Source organism: Burkholderia arboris (genome assembly GCF_038723655.1).
Taxonomy (GTDB): domain Bacteria; phylum Pseudomonadota; class Gammaproteobacteria; order Burkholderiales; family Burkholderiaceae; genus Burkholderia; species Burkholderia arboris.
Window position 1 is genome coordinate 2,664,487 of sequence record NZ_CP109821.1, and the last position, 18,209, is coordinate 2,682,695.

Genomic DNA, 18,209 nt, shown 5'->3' on the forward strand with positions numbered 1-18,209 from the left:
AACAATCTGTCGTCACGGCACCACAAATCTCCACAATTTCGTGACGGTTTCAGTAAACATCCGTAATAGTTCCGTGCTCTACTAGCGACCAGTCAGACAGGCGTCATAAACGTCTGTGCTTTGCCGCCTTGATGCGGCCCTTAATGGTCCGACCCATGTCGCCGGACCACCTCGACTCGACCCGAGATCTTTTCCATGCCTGGAACCGCAGCGCCCAGCCGGCGACGCACGCCCGTGCCCGCCTCGGCCGCGCACACCCGCTCGACCGCCGACACCGACGTCACCGCGACGCTCGACGCCGCCGGCACGCCCGTCGTGGCCTCGACCACCTCCGCCAGCACCGCGCGCGACCGCTCGCTCCTGCTCGGCTGGCGGGCCTGGCTGTTCGTCGCTGCGCTGGTGTGTGCGTATACGCTGCCGGGCGTGCTCGGCCACGATCCGTGGAAACAGGACGAAACCTACACGTTCGGCATCATCCAGCACATGCTCGAGACCGGCGACTTCGTCGTGCCGACCAATGCCGGCCTGCCGTTCATGGAAAAACCGCCGCTTTATGCGTGGGTCGCGACCAGCCTCGCCTGGCTGCTGCAGCGCGTGATGCCGCTGCACGACGCGGCGCGGCTCGCGAGCGCGCTGTTCGCCGCGCTCGCATTCGGCTGCATCGCGCGCGCGGCGCGCGTGGCCAGCCGCGCGGACTCCTGGTTCGACCTGCGCGTGATCGGGCCGGTCGTGCTGAGCGCAGGCACGCTCGTCGTCATCAAGCACGTGCACGACATGATGACGGACGTCGCGTTGTTCGCGGGCACGGCGATGGGGTTCTGCGGGCTGCTCGAACTCGTGACGCAGCAGGTCGCGCGCGCGCAGCAGATGCGGCACGGGCTGCCGGTACGCCCGTCGGCCCGCTGGGCCGCGCCGATCTTCGGCGCGGGCGTCGGCATCGCGCTGATGACAAAGGGGTTGTTCGTCCCGCTCGTGTTCGCGGCCACGCTCGTCTGCACCCTGCTGCTCTACCCGGCCTGCCGCACCCGCTCGTTCGCACGCAGCCTCGGCATCGCCGCGCTCGTGTTCGCGCCGTTCGCGCTGATCTGGCCGACCGCGCTGTTCCTGCGCTCCGAACCGCTGTTCATGACGTGGTTCTGGGATAACAACGTCGGCCGCTTCTTCGGGTTCTCCGTTCCCGAACTGGGCGCGGAAAACGACAAGCCGTTCTTCATCCTGCGCGCGTTCCTGCTCGTCGGCTTCCCGGTCGCACCGCTCGCGATCGTCGCGCTGGCCCGCGGCGCATGGCGCGACTGGCGCACGCCGCGCATCGCGCTGCCCGTACTGTTCACCAGCATCGGGCTCGTGGTGCTGCAAGTGTCCGCGACGTCGCGCCAGCTCTACATCCTGCCGTTCTTCGCGCCGCTCGCGCTGGTCGCCGCGCAGGCGATCGAACGCCTGCCGCGCCGGCTGCATCTCGCGTGGGATTACTTCAGCCGCGTGCTGTTCGGCACGACCGTCGCACTCGCATGGGCGATCTGGGCCGTCATGGCCGATCCGGCCGCGTCGCGTGCGGATCTCGCGTGGCTCGGCCGCTGGCTGCCGCTCGACTGGACGATGCCGATCCAGCCCGCGCTCGTGATCGGCGCGCTCGCGCTGACCGTCGGCTGGCTGACGCTGCTGCCGAAGCTGCGCACGACGGGCATGTGGCGCGGCGCGCTGTCGTGGGGCGCCGGCGCGCTCGTCGCATGGGGCCTCGTCTATACGCTGCTGCTGCCGTGGCTCGACGTCGCGAAGAGCTATCGTTCGGTGTTCGACGACCTGAACGCGCATCTCGCACTCGAATGGAACGACGGCGATTGCATGGCGAGCCTGCACGGGCTCGGCGAATCGGAAGCGCCGATGCTGTACTACTTCTCCGGCATCCAGCACACGCCGATCGACGACGCAAAGTCGACGCGCTGCACGTGGATGATCGTCCAGGGTGTGCGGGCCGTCGATCCGGCGCCCGGCAGCGAATGGAAACTGTTCTGGACGGGCGCCCGCCCCGGCGACAACGAGGAACTGCTGCGCGTGTACGTGCGTACGCCCGAACAGCACCTGCAGTGACGCAGGACGGCGCGATGCGCCGTCCTGCTTGCCTTCGACTTTCGCCGCGGTAGCCCGCTCCCGTCCGACCGGTGCGCAACCCTTGCGCGATACCCGTCCTTGAGGCACCCGCGTCAATCCGCGGGTTCGCTCCCCTCTTTAGACCACTGCCCGAATCGTCAGAACGACGAACCGGGCTCGCGCAGAAACGCGGTTTCCTCGTCGGTCGATGCACGACCGAGAATCGCGTTCCGGTGCGGAAATCGTCCAAAGCGCTCGACGACGGCCGCGTGCAGCAGCGCGAAGCGGTGATAGCTCTCGCACCCGGCCTCGTCGCGAATGCCTGCGCACAGGCGCACGGCTTCACTTTGGCTCTCGACCGATTCATCGTGCTCGAACGGCAGATACGCGAACGCGCGGTGATGCCCGCCCGGCAACTGCGCATCCCAGCCGGCCGCGACGACGCGGCGTGCGAGCGCCAGCGCCTTCGGATCGGCGGCAAACGCGCGCGGCGTGCCGCGATGGATGTTGCGCGAGAACTGGTCGAGCACGACGATCAACGCCAGCGCACCCGACGGCGACCCGGCCCAGTGATCGCACGCGCCGTCGCACGCAGCGTCGAGCAGCGCGCCGTAGCGCGTGCGCAGCACGTCGTCGAACGCCGCGCCGCCGTTGAACCACACCTTGCGTTCCTGCCCGAATTCGGCCGAACCCGGCTCGCCGAACCAGAAATCCAGAATCTCCCGTGCTTGCGGATCGAGCGCTGCCGCGCCCGTTTTCCCGGTATCGATCGTCATGCAAACTCCAGTACGAGGCGCCGTGTACGCGCACTCTTCTTTTCCAGTTTCGCGACCCGCAGCCCGCCGATTTCGGACGTGTTGCGCACATGCGTGCCGCCGCACGGCTGCAGGTCGACGCTTTCGATGCGCAACAGCCGCACGCGGCCGAGGCCCATCGGCGGCTTCACGCTCATCGTGCGCACGAGTTCGGGCCGCTCGGCCATCTCGTCGTCGGTAATCCATTCGGTCGTGACCGGATGCGCGCCGCCGACCAGGCCGGCGAGACGCCGCTCGACGTCGTCGCGGTCGATCGAATCGGACGTCGCGAAATCCAGCCGCACGTAGTCGGCCGTCACGCTGCAGCCGTCGACCGCGTACGGCAGCACCGCGCACATCAGGTGCGCGGCCGTGTGCAGGCGCATGTGCCGGTAGCGGCGCAGCCAGTCGATCTCCGCGACCACCCGCGTGCCGGGCGCGAGCGTCGCGACGCTCGCTTCCTGCCCCGGCGCCGGCACGTGCACGGCGTCGTCGGGCGTCGCGCCGTCGAACTTCGCCTTGCGCGTATCGGCGATCGCGATCGTGCTGCCGTCGGGCAGCGTCAGCGTGCCGGTGTCGCCGGCCTGGCCGCCGCCGAGCGGATAGAACACCGTGCGGTCGAGCCGGATGCCGTCTTCGCCGACGGCCTGGACGACCGCGTCGCATTGCGTGAGGTACGCGTCTTCGCGAAACAGCGCTTGTGTCGTCATCGGGCGAGCCTCGTATCGATTGGGGAAAACGGCCAGTGTCGCGCCGGGCTGCACGCGCGCCCAGACGCAGATCGTCCCGCGTACGGGCAGCGGCGTACCGGTCGATCAACCGGGCCGGTTGCGCATCCAGTCGGCCGTGTCGTAGAACGAATGCATCAGCCGCTCGCGCAGCGGCTCGGGCAACCCGACATCCTCCATCGCCCACGCCATGCAGCGCAGCCACTGGTCGCGCTCGACCGACGCGATCGGGAACGGCAGGTGCCGCGCGCGCAGCCGCGGATGGCCGAACCGGCTGATGTAGTGGTCGGGGCCGCCAAGCCAGCCGCACAAGAACCAGAACAGCTTGTCGCGCGAGCCGTCGAGCGACTGCGGATGCAGCGCGCGAATCTCCGCAAACTCGGGCTCGAGGTCCATCAGGTCGTAGAAGCGGTCCACCATTTCGCGCACGCGGGCTTCGCCGCCCACGAGCTCGAACGCCGTCGGCTGGGACGGCGCATCGTCATTCACATCGGTCATACGGATAGTCGGAAAACAGGATCGTCGGGGCCGCCGGCGACGCTCATGCGTCGCGCAGCGACTGCAGCGCGGGGCGCCGCAACACATTATGCAGGCTCAGCCAGCCGGCCGCACCGGCGCAGGCAACGCCGGCCGCGATGCCGGCCGGCACGAGCCACGGATCGACGGCAAGCTGGAAGTCGAATACGCGCGACGCAAGCACCCAGCCGACCGCGATCGCGCCCGCCGATGCGAGCACGCCGGCCAGCGCGCCGACCACGACGAATTCCGCGCGCTGCACCGCATTGACCTGCGCGCGCGACGCGCCGAGCGCGCGCAGCAGCGCGGCCTCGCGTACGCGCTCGTCGCGCGAGCCGGCGAGCGCCGTGTACAGCACGAGCACGCCGGCCGCGAGCGTGAACGCGAACAGGAACTGCACCGCGCCGACCACCTGCAACATCATCCGCTGCAATTGCGCGAGGATCGGCGCGACGTCGATCGCGGTCAGGTTCGGATAGCGCGCGATCAGTGGATCGAGCAGCGCGGCATTCGATGCGGGCAAATGGAAGCTCGTCAGGTAGACGGCCGGGAAATCCTTCAGCACCGGCGGCGGCATCAGCACGAAGAAATTGACGCGGAACGAGCCCCAGTCGAGCTTGCGCACGCTCGTGACCGGCGCATCGACCGTCAGCCCCGTCACGTCGAAGCGCAACGTGTCGCCCGGCTTCACGTTCAGCGTCTTCGCGAGGCCGGCCTCGATCGAGATCTGCGGCGTGGCCGCGGTGCCGAACCAGTCGCCTTCGACGATCCGGTTGTCGGACGGCAATTCGGTCGTATACGACAGGTTGAACTCGCGGTCGACGAGCCGGCGCGCCTCCTCGGACGGATACGCATCCGGATTCACCGGCTTGCCGTTGATCGCGACGAGGCGGCCGCGCACCATCGGCGCGGGCACCGCGTCGCGCACGCCGTGCGCGGCCAGATAGGCGGCAACGTCGTCGCGCTGGTCGGGCTGGATGTCGATCAGGAACTGGTTCGGCGCGTCGGGCGGCGTCGACTGCCGCCAGCCCGCGACGAGATCGTTGCGCGTGATCGCGATCAGCAGCAGGCACATCAGGCCGAGCGCCAGCGCGGTGATCTGCAGCGCGCTGGCCGTGCCGCGCCGGTGCAGCGACGCGAGCGCGTAGCGCCAGCCGACGCCGGCGGCCACGCGCGCGTTGCGTACCGCACGGGCGGCCGCGAACAGTACGAGCCGCGCGATCAGCGCAAAGCCGACCAGCGCGCCGGCGAAGCCGCCCGCGACGATCAGGCCAAGCTTCAGGTTGCCGGCCGCGACGATCAGCAGCCCCGCGAACAGCACGACGCCGATCGCATACGCAGCCCACGCGGTGCGCGACGCATCGCCCCACTCGCGTCGCAGCACACGCACCGGCGGCACGCGCGTGAGCGGCACGAGCGGCGGCAGCGCGAAGCCGAGCAGCAGCACGAGCGCGGCGCCCATGCCGATCAGCGCCGGCCACAGCGTGGGCGGCGGCAGCGCGACGTCGATCAGGCTGCCGAGTGCGGCCAGCAACGCCCAGTGGCCGCCGTAGCCGAGCACCGCGCCCGCCGCGCCCGATACGATGCCGATCCCGGCGAATTCGAGTGCAAACAGCGCGCCGAGCGTGCGGCGGCTCACGCCGAGGCAGCGCATCGTCGCGCAGCCGTCGAGATGGCGCCGCATGTAGCGTTGCGCGGCCATCGCGATCGCGACCGCCGCGAGCAGCGCGGTCAGCAGCGCGACGAGCGTCAGGAAATGGCGTGCGCGATCCAGCGTCTGCCGCACCTGCGGCTGGCCTTCCTGCAACGACTCCAGCCCGACGCCGCGCAGTTTCCCGCCGTCGACGCGTGCATGCGCAAACGCTTCGAAACGCGCGACGGCCGGTGCGTCGCCGGCGACCAGCAGCCGGTAGGTGACGCGGCTGCCGTAACCGGTGAGCCCCGTCGCAGCGAGGTCGTCCGCGCGCATCATCAGCCGCGGCGAAAAATTGACGAACGAAAAGCCGCGATCGAGCTCGCGGGAAATCGACGCGGCGACCGTGAACGTGCGTAACCCGACGCGCACCGTATCGCCCGCCTTCAGGTGTAGCGCATCGAGCAGCGCGGGGTCGGCCCACACGGTGCCGGGCGCGGGAATTGCCGCGGCCTTCTGCGCGACGGTGGCGCCAGCCGGCACGATGTCCACCGCACCGCGCAGCGGATAGCCGGGCGACACGGCCTTCACGGCCGCAAGACGCGACGGTGCGGCATCGGCTGCCTGCCCGCCCGCGGCGGCCGCGATCATGCTGGGGAAAATGGCGGTCGTCGCGGTACGCAGGCCGAGCGCCTGGGCCTGCCGGCCGAACGATGGATCGACGGGGCGATCGGCGCGCACGACGAAATCGGCGCCGAGCATCTGGCGCGCATCGCGTTCGAGCCCCTGACGCAGCCGGTCGGCGAGAAAACCGACGCTCGTGAGCGCCGCGACCGCGAGCACCAGCGCGAGGACGAGCAGCGTCAACTCGCCCGCGCGCCAGTCGCGCGCGGTCATCCGGGCAGCCTGGCGGATCAGGTCGCGCAGGCCGAAGCGGCCGGCCTGCGCGCGCCCGTCATGGCCGGATTGTCCGGCCGGCGGCTGCGCCGCGTGTTGCGGCCCCTTCAATCGCGCTTCCCTCCGATCGAATTGAGCCGCGACACCATGTGGTTCGCCATCCCGCGAAAACCGCCCGACACGCCGCGCCACAGGCGCGGCAGCGCCCACGCCGACGCGGCGATGAACGCGGCGAGCAGTACGAGGAACGCGAGCGGAACGAAGAATGCGAGGACAAGCCCGCCGACCACGAGGCCGTCCTCGGTCGACGACGCGACCCAGTTCGAAATCGGTTCGGGAGACAGGTTGATCAAGGCGCGCGTACCGGCCTTCGCGACGTGCGCGGCGCCGGCCAGCGAGCCGCCGGCGAGCCCCGCGACCGCGAGCACGGTCGGATCGGCATGGCCGAGTGCACCGGCTGCCAGTACGGCGCCGGCCGGAATGCGGATGAAGGTATGCACGGCATCCCACAGCGAGTCGAACGCGGGGATCTTGTCGGCCAGGAATTCGGTGAGGGTGAGCACGGCCGCCGCGCCGATGACCCACGGCGACATCAGGACGGCCAGCGTATCGGGCAGATGGAGCCAGCCGACCCGCGCGAGCACGCCGGCGATCAGCACCGTCAGGTACAGGCGCAGCCCGCTCGCCCACGCGAGCCCCGCGCCGAGCGAAATGGCTTCGATCATCGCCCTCTCCTTGCACTTTCCGTGCGTTTTGCCGATTGACCGGATCGGGTCGGACAGACCGGCCGCGCGGCGCGTGGCGACCGGCACCGTGTGCCGCGAGAAGCACGACGGTATTCAGGCCCGAATGCGTTCCATTATAGACAGGCTATCCGGGTGACCGGCGCAATTCCGCGGTGCGGCACCCGGGGCGCATGCGCGCCCGGGATGCCGATACCCGGATGCCGGCGTCAGGCGGCCGACGACAGCTTGAGGCCGATCAGCCCTGCGACGATCAGCGCGGCGCTCGCGACGCGCGCGGCGGTCAGCGCCTCGCCCATCATCACGATGCCGAACACGAACGCGCCGACCGCGCCGATGCCCGTCCACACCGCGTACGCGGTGCCGAGCGGCAACTGGCGCATCGCCACCGCGAGCAGCCCGAAGCTGGCCAGCGCCGTCACGATCGTAAATACCGACGGACCGAGCTTCGTGAAGCCATCCGACGATTTCAAGCCGGCCGCCCAGGCCACTTCCAGCAAACCGGCGATCAACAACCATACCCACGCCATCTCGACGTACTCCGTATCGGATGGGGCCGTCCCCGTTGAAACGAATGACCCGGGGTCGTCCCCGGGCGGCGCCGAGTATAACAAGATGCTTACGGACACGCCGGCTGCGGGCCACGCCGGTGGCCGATCCGGGGCGCGATCGGCCGGGCCTGGTCAGTTCGACACGCGCTTCGGCGCGACACCGCCGACGCAGCGGTCGTCGCGGTACAGCGCCCACTCCTCGCAGACGCGGCCATCCTTGAACATGCACATCCCGACCTGCCCGCTCGGCAGGCTGCGGACCACGTGGCGGCCGCCGAGCTTCTCGCAGTTGACCGACGCGGGATTGGCCATCGCCGCCTGCGCGGGCGGCTGCTGCGCGGGCGGCAGCGGTTGGGCGAACGCGCCGGGCGCAGCGAGCGCCAGCGCACAGATGACGACCAGACGGACGGACATTGCACGCTCCTCGTTTTTGTTCGCGGAACGGTCAGGATAACGGGGAATGAGCGCGGAGTGTGCAAGGCCGGCGCAGGTCGCGAGACTGTCGCGCCGACGCAACCCTGCCGGCGCGCGACGTCATGTGCCGGTACGCCGCTGCCGCCCGGCCCGCTCCGTCACGCGGCGCCGACGAGCCGGTAGCCGACGCCCGTTTCGGTGACGATGTGCTCGGGCTGCGCGGGGTCGAGCTCGAGCTTCTGGCGCAGGTGCGCCATGTAGATGCGCAGGTAGTGATGGCTTTCGACGTGCGAAGGCCCCCACACGTCGCGCAGCAATTGGCGGTGCGTGAGCACGCGCCCCGCGTGACGCACGAGCGTCGCGAGCAGCCGGTATTCGAGCGGCGTCAGGTGCACGATCTCGTTGTCGCGCCACACCTGGCGCAGCGCGAGATCGACGGTCACCGTGCCGAAGGTCACCTTCGGCGATTCGTTCGCGCCGCCCTGGTTGCGCCGGCGCAGCTGCGCACGAATCCGCGCGCGCAGTTCGGACACGCCGAACGGCTTGGTCAGGTAGTCGTCGGCGCCCGCGTCGAGCGCGGCGACCTTCTCCTCTTCCTGCGTGCGCGCGGACAGCACGATCACCGGCACCTCGGACCAGCCGCGCAGTTCGCGGATCACGTCGAGGCCGTCGGTGTCGGGCAGGCCGAGGTCGACGATCACGAGGTCGGGCTTGCGCGTCGCCGCGTCGATCAGCCCTTGCTTGCCCGTCTCGGCCTCGAACACCGCGATGTCCTCCTCTTCGAGCGCGGCGCGCACGAAACGGCGGATCTGCTTTTCGTCCTCGATCAGGACGACGGTCAGGCTGGGTTCACTCATGGTCTGGCAATGACTCGGATGGGGACGATGCGCCCGGCACATCGGATTCTTCGTCGGGCACGGCCGGCGCGGCCGGTGGCGTTTCGACCGGCAGCGTGAACCAGAAGCGCGCGCCCGTCACGTGGCCGTCGGGCGCGGTGCGGTTGAGCGCGCCGACTTTACCGCCGTGCGCTTCGACGATCGCACGGCAGATCGCAAGGCCCAGGCCGATGCCCGGCGTCGCCGATTCCTTTTCGCCGCGCGTGAATTTGTCGAAGATGCGCGTTTCCATTCCGGCCGGCAGGCCCGGGCCGTGATCGTCGACATGGACGCGCACGAACGGCAGCCCGTCGTCGGTCACGCGTTCCGCGCCGATGTCGATCGGCGTATCGGGCGGCGTGTACTTCGCCGCGTTCTCGAACAGGTTGGTGAACAGGCGCTCCATCAGCACCGCGTCCATCTGCAGCAGCGGCAGGTCGGCCGGCAGCGTGACGCGCGCCGGATGACGCGCAAGCACACGCTTGCATGCGGCGAGCGCGGCGCCGACGGTTTCCTCGAGCAGCGACCACTGGCGCTTGAGCTGCAGGCTGCCGGCCTGCAGCCGCGCCATGTCGAGCAGGTTCGTGACGATGCCCGTCATGCGCAGCGCCTCGTCGTGGATGGCGTCGACGAGTTCGCCTTCGCGCTGCGCGAACCGCTCGGCCGCCGTGGCGTCGCCGCCCTGCGCGGCCGCGCGCCCGTTCGCGAGCATCGACGAGAAACCGACGATCGTCGTGAGCGGCGTGCGCAGGTCGTGCGAGATCGCCGACAGCAGCGAGTTGCGCAGCCGTTCGGACTCCATGTTGACGAGCGCATCGCGCGCGATGTCGACGTAGTGCACGCGTTCGAGCGCGAGCGCGATCTGCGCGGCGAACGCGTCGAGCATCCGCTGCTGCTCGGGCACCTCGAGTTCGCGCGGCTCGCGCGACGCGACCGCGAGCACGCCGCGCGTACGCATCGGCGCCTTCAGCGGCAGGTACAGCGCGGCCGTCGCGGGCAGCGTGTCGGTGCCGCGGCCGGCCGGCTTCTGCTGGTCGTACACCCACTGGCCGACGTCGCTGTCGAGATCGGCGCCCGTCAGCGTGACGGCCGCGTCGGGGTCCTCGATCTTCTGCCGCACCTTGTCGGCGCTGTCGGGCAGCAGGAACGCGACGCGCGCGCGAAACACCTCGCCCACGTGGCGGCTGCCGATCTCGACGATCTGCTCGGTCGTCAGCGCCGCGCCAAGCTCGCGCGCCATCGCATAGATCGCGCCGGTGCGGCGCTCGCGGCGCTGCGCGACGCTCGCCTGGCGCGTCAGCGTCGACGTCAGGTGGCTGATCACGAGCGACGTCAGCAGCATCCCGAAGAAGGTCAGCAGGTATTGCGTGTCGCTGACCGAGAACGACATGCGCGGCGGCACGAAGAAGTAATCGAACGCGGCCACCGACAGGAACGACTGCAGCACGCCCGGCCCGCGCCCGAGCCGCACGGCCGAGAACACCACGCCGAGCAGGTACAGCATCACGAGGTTCGTCAGGTCGAGCCGCTCGGATACGAGGTTCGCGACAACGGTGATCGCCGCGCAGATCGCGGCGGCATACGCGTAGTGCCGCGGCGGCGAACGATGCGTGCCGAACTGCGCAAACGCATCGCGCCAGTCGCGCACCCGCGCATCGAGCGGCGCGGCGCGCGCCTCGTCGCTCGCGGACGCACGGATCAGCATCAGGTCGACATCGCCCGCGCGTTCGGCGAGCTGCTCGCCGAACGGCCGCGCGAGGCGGCGCACGAGTCCGGCCTTCGGCGAGCCGCCCGCGACGATCTTCGATACGTTGCGCACCTTCGCATAGCCGATCAGCGCGGCCACCGCGTCGGCGCCGGCGAGCGTGGCCGTCTCCGCGCCGAGTTCGGCCGCGAGCTTCAGCGCATCGAGCGTGCGCTGGCGCCGCGCATCGGGCAGCCGCTGCAGGCGCGGCGTCTCCACGTACACGGCGAGCCAGTCGGCCTTCAGGCTCGCGGCGAGCCGCGCGGCCGCGCGCACGAGCGTCGGCGCTTCGGGGCCGGGCCCGACGCACACGAGCAGCCGCTCGCGCGCCTGCCAGATGCGCTGGATCGAACGGTCGGCGCGGTATTCGCGCATCTGCGCGTCGACGCGATCGGCCGTGCGCCGCAGCGCCAGTTCGCGCAGCGCGATCAGGTTGCCCTTGCGGAAGAAGTTGCGCACCGCGCGCTCGGCCTGCTGCGCGAGATAGACCTTGCCGTCGCGCATCCGCTCGAGCAGCTCCTCGGCCGGCAGGTCGACGAGCGTGACTTCGTCGGCCGCATCGAACACGCGGTCGGGCACGGTCTCCCACACGCGGATGCCGGTGATCGCACCGACCACGTCGTTCAGGCTTTCGAGATGCTGGACGTTGACGGTCGTATAGACGTCGATGCCCGCGTCGAGCAATTCGTAGACGTCCTGCCAGCGCTTCAGGTGCCGCGCGCCCTGCACGTTCGAATGCGCGAGCTCGTCGACGAGGATCAGTTGCGGCTCACGCGCAAGCGCGCCGTCGAGATCGAATTCAGCGAGCGTGCGGCCGCGATAGTCGATGCGCGCGAGCGGCAGCACGTCGAGGCCGTCGAGCAGCGCGGCGGTTTCGCTGCGGCCGTGGGTCTCGACGATGCCGACGACGACGTCGACGCCTTCCTGCAGGCGCTGGCGCGCGGCCTGCAGCATCGCGTAGGTCTTGCCGACACCGGCGGAAGCGCCGAAGAAGATCTTGAGCTGGCCGCGCCGCTGCTTTTCTTCGTCTCGCTGCAGCTTGTCGAGGAGTTGGTCTGGATCGGGACGGTTCATGCGTCAGGAAAGCGGAGCGCCCGGATGCGCGCGAGTACGAGCATTGTTGTTCCAAATCGCCGCAAAAGGCAAAGACGGCGCATGCGCCGTCGGGAAAAAAGCATGTCCGGCGCGGATCGTGCCGCGCCGGACGCCGGTTGCCACCGGAAGCCCGGCCGCGCGCTCAGTGCGCGGCCTGCGCCGCGTCGAGTGCGAGGTTCAGCTTCAGCACGTTCACGCGCGGCTCGCCGAGCACGCCGAACTGGCGGCCCGTCGTGTTCGCGGCCACGAGCTGCGCGACCGCATCCGGCGCCAGGTTGCGCGCCTTCGCGACGCGCTCGACCTGGTACGCGGCGGCGGCCGGCGTGATTTCCGGATCGAGGCCGCTCGCCGACGCCGTCACGAGATCGACCGGCACGGGCTTCGACATGTCGGTGCCGGCATCGTGCAGCGCGGCGATGCGCCCCTTCACCTGGTCGGCGAGCGACGGGTTCAGCGGGCCGAGGTTCGAGCCGCCGGAGCCGGTCGCGTTGTACGGCATCGGCGACGTGGCCGAGAGCCGGCCCCAGAAGTACTTCGGCGCGTCGAACGGCTGGCCGATCAGCGCGGAGCCGACCGCCTTGCCGTCCTTCTCGATCAGGCTGCCGTTCGCCTGCGACGGGAACACGGCCTGGCCGAACACGGTCATCACGGCCGGGTAAGCGAGCCCCGTCACGGCGGTCAGGACGACAAAGAGCACGACGAGCGGGCGAATCAACGTTTTCATGATGTTTCCTTCAAATGCGGCCGGCTCAGGCCCAGCCGAGTGCGGCGAGCGTCATGTCGATCAGCTTGATGAACGGGAATGGCAGCAGCACGCCGCCGAGGCCGTAGACCAGCAGGTTGCGGCGCAACAGCGACGCGGCGCCGAGCGGCCGGTACGTGACGCCCTTCAGCGCGAGCGGAATCAGCGCGACGATGATCAGCGCGTTGAAGATCACCGCCGACAGGATCGCCGACGCCGGCGACGTCAGGTGCATGATGTCGAGCACGCGCAGCTGCGGGTAGGTCGTCACGAACGCGGCCGGGATGATCGCGAAGTACTTCGCGATGTCGTTCGCGATCGAGAAGGTCGTCAGCGAGCCGCGCGTCATCAGCATCTGCTTGCCGATCTCGACGATCTCGATCAGCTTCGTCGGGTTCGAATCGAGGTCGACCATGTTGCCGGCCTCCTTCGCCGCCTGCGTGCCGGTGTTCATCGCCACGGCCACGTCGGCCTGCGCGAGCGCCGGCGCGTCGTTGGTGCCGTCGCCCGTCATCGCGACGAGCCGGCCGGCCGCCTGGTGCTCGCGGATCGTCGCGAGCTTGGTTTCCGGCGTCGCTTCCGCGAGGAAGTCGTCGACACCCGCCTCCGCCGCGATCGCCGCGGCCGTCAACCGGTTGTCGCCCGTCACCATCACGGTCTTGATGCCCATCTTGCGCAGTTCCGCGAAGCGCTCCTTGATGCCGCCCTTCACGATGTCCTTCAGCTCGATCACGCCGAGCACGCGCGCCGCCCCTTCATGCAGGTCGGCCACCACGAGCGGCGTGCTGCCGCGGCGCGCCACCTCGTCCACCGCGCGGCGCACTTCTTCCGGGAAGCGGCTGCCGTGCGTCTCGACGTAGCGGCGGATCGCGTCGGCCGCACCCTTGCGGATTTCACGGCCCGGCAGGTCGACGCCGCTCATCCGCGTCTGCGCGGAAAAGCCGATAAACGCCGCATGCAGCTGCGCCATGTCGCGCTGGCGAATGTTGAAGCGCTCCTTCGCGAGCACCACGATGCTGCGGCCTTCGGGCGTTTCGTCGGCAAGCGACGACAGTTGCGCGGCATCGGCCAGCGCTTCCTCGGTCACGCCCGGCGCCGGCACGAACGTCGACGCCTGGCGGTTGCCGAGCGTGATCGTGCCGGTCTTGTCGAGCAGCAGCACGTCGACGTCGCCGGCCGCTTCCACCGCGCGGCCCGACGTCGCGATCACGTTCGCCTGCATCATCCGGCTCATCCCGGCCACGCCGATCGCGGACAGCAGGCCGCCGATCGTCGTCGGGATCAGGCACACGAGCAGTGCGACGAGCGCGGTGATCGTCACCACGTGGCCGGCCTTCATCGCTTCGACCGAGAACATCGAGAACGGCAGCAGCGTTGCGGTGGCCAGCAGCATCACGATCGTCAGCGCAACGAGCAGGATCGTCAGCGCGATCTCGTTCGGCGTTTTCTTGCGCTTCGCGCCTTCGACCATCGCGATCATCCGGTCGAGGAACGCCTCGCCGGGGTTCGCGGTGACCTTGACGACGATCCAGTCGGACAGCACGCGCGTGCCGCCCGTCACCGACGAAAAATCGCCGCCCGATTCGCGGATCACCGGCGCGGATTCGCCGGTGATCGCCGATTCGTCGACGGATGCGACGCCGTCCACGACCTCGCCGTCCGCCGGGATCACGTCGCCGGCCTCGACCAGCACGACGTCGCCACGGCGCAGCTCGGTCGCGGTCGTGATGCGGATCGGCGACTTCGGATGCGGCTCGTTGAGCTTCTTCGCCATCACGTCCTTCTTCGCGCTGCGCAGCGATGCTGCCTGCGCCTTCGAGCGCCCTTCGGCGAGCGCTTCGGCGAAGTTCGCGAACAGCACGGTGAACCACAGCCACAGCGCGATCGCGAGGATGAAGCCCGCGGGCGCCTCGGCCTGGCCGGCGAGCGCCGCGATCCACAGGATCGTCGTCAGGATGCTGCCGACGTACACGCAGAACATCACCGGGTTGCGGAACTGCGTGCGCGGCGTGAGTTTCTTGAACGAGTCCACGATCGCCGGGCGCAGCAGCGCCGGATCGAACATGGACCGTGTTGCGGAATGTTGAGTCATTGCGATCTCTTCAATCTCTTCAGTCTTTTCAAGGTGTCGCCATGCGGGCGCGCGTTACGCGCCCAGCCACATCATCAGGTGCTCGACGCCCGGGCCGAGCGCGAGCGCCGGCACGTAGGTCAGCGCGCCCACCAGCAGCACGGTGCCGAGCAGCAGCACGACGAACAGCGGACCGTGCGTCGGCAGCGTGCCGCTCGTCACCGCGATGCGCTTCTTCGCGGCGAGCGAACCGGCGATCGCCAGCACCGGCACGATCGTGCCGAAGCGGCCGAACCACATCGCGATCGCGGTCATCCAGTTGTAGAACGGCGTACCGACCGTCAGGCCCGCGAACGCGCTGCCGTTGTTGTTCGCGGCCGAGCTGAACGCGTACAGGATTTCCGAGAAGCCGTGCGGGCCCGGGTTCGCGATGCCGGCCTTGCCCGCATCGGCAAGCACGGCGATCGACGTGCCGACCAGCACGAGCAGCGGCGTGAGCAACACGATGATCGACACCATCTTCATCTCGTACGCTTCGATCTTCTTGCCGACGTATTCCGGCGTGCGGCCGATCATCAGGCCGGCGACGAACACCGCGAGCAGCGCGAACACGAGCATCCCGTAGAGGCCCGAGCCGACCCCGCCGTAGACCACCTCGCCCAGTTGCATCAACAGCATCGGCACGAGGCCGCCAAGCGGCGTCAGCGAATCGTGCATCGTGTCGACCGCACCGCACGACGCGGCCGTCGTCGCGACCGTGAAGATGCCGGTCTGCGCGATGCCGAAGCGCGTTTCCTTGCCTTCCATGTTGCCGCCCGGCTGCAGCGCGCTCGCCGACTGGTCGACGTGCAGCGCGGCAAGGGTCGGGTTGCCGCCCTGCTCGGCGCTTACCTCGACACCGATCGCGATCACGAACGCGACCGTCATCGCCGCAAGCACCGCGATGCCCTGCCGGCGGTCGCCGATCACGCGGCCGAACACGAGACACAGCGCGGCCGGGATGATCAGGATCGCGAAGATCTGGATGAAGTTCGCGAACGGCGTCGGGTTCTCGTACGGGTGCGCGGAGTTCGCGTTGAAGAAGCCGCCCCCATTGGTGCCGAGCATCTTGATCGCTTCCTGCGACGCGACCGGGCCCATCGCGAGCGTCTGCTTCGCGAGCGGGGTCGGCACCGTGACCGCATTGCCCTTGTCGTCCTTCACCGGGTTGCCCTGCGCATCGAGCTTCGGCGCCGCGTAGGTGCTCGCCTGCAGCACCGGCACGTCCTGGTACGCCTTCATGTTCTGGATCACGCCCTGGCTCATCAGCAGCGCGGCGATCACGACCGACATCGGCACGAGCACGTACATCGTCACGCGCGTCAGGTCGACCCAGAAGTTGCCGATCGTCTGCGCGGTGTGACGTGCGAAGCCGCGGATCAACGCGATCACGACGACGATGCCGGTCGCCGCCGACAGGAAATTCTGCACAGTGAGGCCGAGCATCTGCGTCAGGTAGCTGACGGTCTGCTCGGGCGTGTAGTCCTGCCAGTTCGTGTTGGTGACGAAGCTGACGGCCGTGTTGAATGCGCCGTCGACCGTCATCGGGCCGAACTGCTGCGGATTGCCCGGCAGGAAGCCCTGCAGGCGCAGCAGGCCGTAGAGGAACAGTGCGCCGAGCGCGTTGAACGCGATCGTCGCGATCGCATACTGCTTCCAGTTCATCTCGCTGCCGGCGTCGACGCCGGCGATGCGGTACAGCACGCGTTCGAGCGGCCCGAACACGCGCACGACCCGCGAGCTGCCGTCCATCACCGCCGACAGGTAGCGCGCGACCGGCACGGCCGCCGCGAGCAGCACGACGATGAACAGCAGCGTCTGCAACAGGTTGTTCGCGTTCATTCGATGTCCTCCGCGCGCAGCAGCGCAAAGACGAGATACGCAAACAGCAGCGCCGTCGAGGCGCCCGCCAGCCAAAGCATCCAGGTCATGCTCGCCCCCCGCGACCGTATTGCACAAGCTTGTCGCAACCGGCGACCAAACCGAGGATCAACGCGGTGAAGAGCACCAGAGCGCCGATGAAAACCCCATCCATTTTTGTGTTCTCCGTCGTCGAAATCAGACGACTAGAACCTTATGGGAACGCACGTAAAGGACGGGTCAAAGGTATCGGGGCGGATATAAAAAACGTGTAAACGCGCGGACGGGGCAAACCGGGAGGCGGGACGGACGGCGCCACGGCGCCGCCCGCGGGGGTGCGTGCCGGCATGGCGCCGGCACGGGGGGATGGATCAGGGAACGAGGATCGTCGAGCCGGTGGTCTTGCGCGCTTCGAGATCGGCATGCGCGCGGCCGACTTCCGCGAGCGGATAGCGCTGGTTGATGCTGGTCTTCACCTTGCCCGACAGGATCACGTCGAACAGCTCGGCGGCCGCGGCTTCGAGATCGGCGCGCTTCGCGATGTACGAGAACAGCGTCGGCCGCGTGAAGAACAGCGACCCGCGCGACGAGAACTCCTTCGAGTCGATCGGCGGCAGCGGGCCCGACGCGTTGCCGAAGCTGACGAAGTAGCCGAGCGGCGCGAGGCAGTCGAGCGAGCCGATGTAGGTATCCTTGCCGATCGAATCGTAGACGACCGGCACGCCGGCGCCGTTCGTGATCTCCTTCACGCGCTGCGTGAAGTTCTCGCGCGTGTAGACGATCGGGTGATCGCAGCCGTGCGCCTTCGCGAGTTCGGCCTTTTCGTCGGAGCCGACCGTCCCGATCACGGTCGCGCCGAGCGCCTTCGCCCACTGGCACACGAGCAGGCCGACACCGCCGGCCGCCGCGTGGATCAGGATCGTGTCGCCGGCCTTCACCGGATACGTGCGGCGCAGCAGGTAGTGCGCGGTCAGGCCCTGCAGCATCACCGAGGCGGCATCGTCATAGCTGATGCCGTCGGGCAGCTTCACGAGCCGCTCGGCCGGCATCACGCGCTCCTGCGCGTACGCCCCCGGCGGCTGCCCGACATACGCGACGCGGTCGCCGGCCTTGAGCGCGGTCACGCCGTCGCCGACGGCCGTCACTTCGCCGGCCGCCTCCATCCCGAGGCCGCCGGGCAGCGGTTGCGGATAAAGGCCGGTGCGGAAATACACGTCGATGTAGTTGAGCCCGACCGCGTGCTGCCGGATGCGGACCTCGCCCGCCTTCGGCTCGCCGACCTCGACATCGACCCACTTCATCACGTCCGGGCCGCCCGGCTGGTCGTATCGGATTGCTTTCGGCATCGTTTCGCTCCTCGTCTGTCAATCGGTCAGGAAAAATTCCGGGTCGCCGATGCGCGGGCCGGCCGATTCATGC

The 18,209-nt window shown here is 69.1% G+C and carries 15 protein-coding genes; 1 reads left to right on the top strand and 14 read right to left on the bottom strand.

The annotated features are described in order from the left end of the window. Nucleotides 1–195 precede the first annotated feature (195 nt). Nucleotides 196–2,088 carry a glycosyl transferase gene (locus OHZ10_RS12515; protein WP_342702638.1) on the top strand — a complete coding sequence of 631 codons (1,893 nt, stop codon included), beginning with the start codon at nt 196–198 and terminating at the stop codon, nt 2,086–2,088. A gap of 158 nt (nt 2,089–2,246) precedes the next feature. Here the strand turns inward: OHZ10_RS12515 and OHZ10_RS12520 are convergent, their stop codons facing one another. The 14 genes from OHZ10_RS12520 to OHZ10_RS12585 form a co-directional block, all read right to left on the bottom strand. Continuing rightward, nucleotides 2,247–2,864, bottom strand: coding sequence for a DUF924 family protein (locus tag OHZ10_RS12520; RefSeq protein ID WP_059233582.1), 618 nt, complete (start codon nt 2,862–2,864; stop codon nt 2,247–2,249). Further along, a complete protein-coding gene (locus OHZ10_RS12525) occupies nt 2,861–3,592 on the bottom strand; it encodes an alanyl-tRNA editing protein (RefSeq protein ID WP_174993816.1) in 732 nt (243 codons plus the stop codon). Before OHZ10_RS12525 ends, OHZ10_RS12520 begins: the two co-directional genes overlap by 4 nt. Before the next feature lie 105 nt (nt 3,593–3,697). Next, a complete protein-coding gene (locus OHZ10_RS12530; RefSeq protein WP_174993815.1) occupies nt 3,698–4,108 on the bottom strand; it encodes a group II truncated hemoglobin in 411 nt (136 codons plus the stop codon). A 43-nt stretch (nt 4,109–4,151) separates the two neighbouring features. Continuing rightward, nucleotides 4,152–6,767, bottom strand: a complete 2,616-nt coding sequence (locus OHZ10_RS12535; protein WP_342702640.1) for an ABC transporter permease — start codon at nt 6,765–6,767, stop codon at nt 4,152–4,154. Continuing rightward, nucleotides 6,764–7,381, bottom strand: coding sequence for a DUF4126 domain-containing protein (locus tag OHZ10_RS12540; RefSeq protein ID WP_034190778.1), 618 nt, complete (start codon nt 7,379–7,381; stop codon nt 6,764–6,766). The genes OHZ10_RS12535 and OHZ10_RS12540 overlap by 4 nt, the downstream gene beginning before the upstream one ends. Nucleotides 7,382–7,608: 227 nt before the next feature. Continuing rightward, nucleotides 7,609–7,929, bottom strand: a complete 321-nt coding sequence (gene sugE, locus OHZ10_RS12545) for a quaternary ammonium compound efflux SMR transporter SugE (protein ID WP_027786846.1) — start codon at nt 7,927–7,929, stop codon at nt 7,609–7,611. A 153-nt stretch (nt 7,930–8,082) separates the two neighbouring features. Continuing rightward, nucleotides 8,083–8,364: a putative hemolysin gene (locus OHZ10_RS12550; RefSeq protein ID WP_059233578.1), complete on the bottom strand. Its 282-nt coding sequence runs from the start codon at nt 8,362–8,364 to the stop codon at nt 8,083–8,085. 158 nt (nt 8,365–8,522) lie between these two features. After that, entirely contained in the window at nt 8,523–9,221 is a 699-nt protein-coding gene (kdpE, locus tag OHZ10_RS12555; RefSeq protein WP_059233577.1) for a two-component system response regulator KdpE, read from the bottom strand. Beyond that, nucleotides 9,214–12,057: a DUF4118 domain-containing protein gene (locus OHZ10_RS12560; RefSeq protein ID WP_342702645.1), complete on the bottom strand. Its 2,844-nt coding sequence runs from the start codon at nt 12,055–12,057 to the stop codon at nt 9,214–9,216. The genes kdpE and OHZ10_RS12560 overlap by 8 nt, the downstream gene beginning before the upstream one ends. Before the next feature lie 163 nt (nt 12,058–12,220). Beyond that, entirely contained in the window at nt 12,221–12,802 is a 582-nt protein-coding gene (kdpC, locus tag OHZ10_RS12565; protein ID WP_059233575.1) for a potassium-transporting ATPase subunit KdpC, read from the bottom strand. Nucleotides 12,803–12,827: 25 nt separating this feature from the next. Next, the gene (gene kdpB / locus OHZ10_RS12570; protein ID WP_059233574.1) at nt 12,828–14,912 is read right to left on the bottom strand and encodes a potassium-transporting ATPase subunit KdpB; all 2,085 of its coding nucleotides are present in this window, start codon (nt 14,910–14,912) and stop codon (nt 12,828–12,830) included. 54 nt (nt 14,913–14,966) lie between these two features. Then, nucleotides 14,967–16,772: a potassium-transporting ATPase subunit KdpA gene (gene kdpA, locus OHZ10_RS12575; RefSeq protein WP_342702648.1), complete on the bottom strand. Its 1,806-nt coding sequence runs from the start codon at nt 16,770–16,772 to the stop codon at nt 14,967–14,969. Next, a complete protein-coding gene (gene kdpF, locus OHZ10_RS12580) occupies nt 16,769–16,861 on the bottom strand; it encodes a K(+)-transporting ATPase subunit F (protein ID WP_006752209.1) in 93 nt (30 codons plus the stop codon). Before kdpF ends, kdpA begins: the two co-directional genes overlap by 4 nt. A 300-nt stretch (nt 16,862–17,161) precedes the next feature. After that, complete coding sequence (locus OHZ10_RS12585) at nt 17,162–18,136, bottom strand: quinone oxidoreductase family protein (protein WP_059233572.1); 975 nt, start codon at nt 18,134–18,136, stop codon at nt 17,162–17,164. Nucleotides 18,137–18,209: the final 73 nt, after the last annotated feature.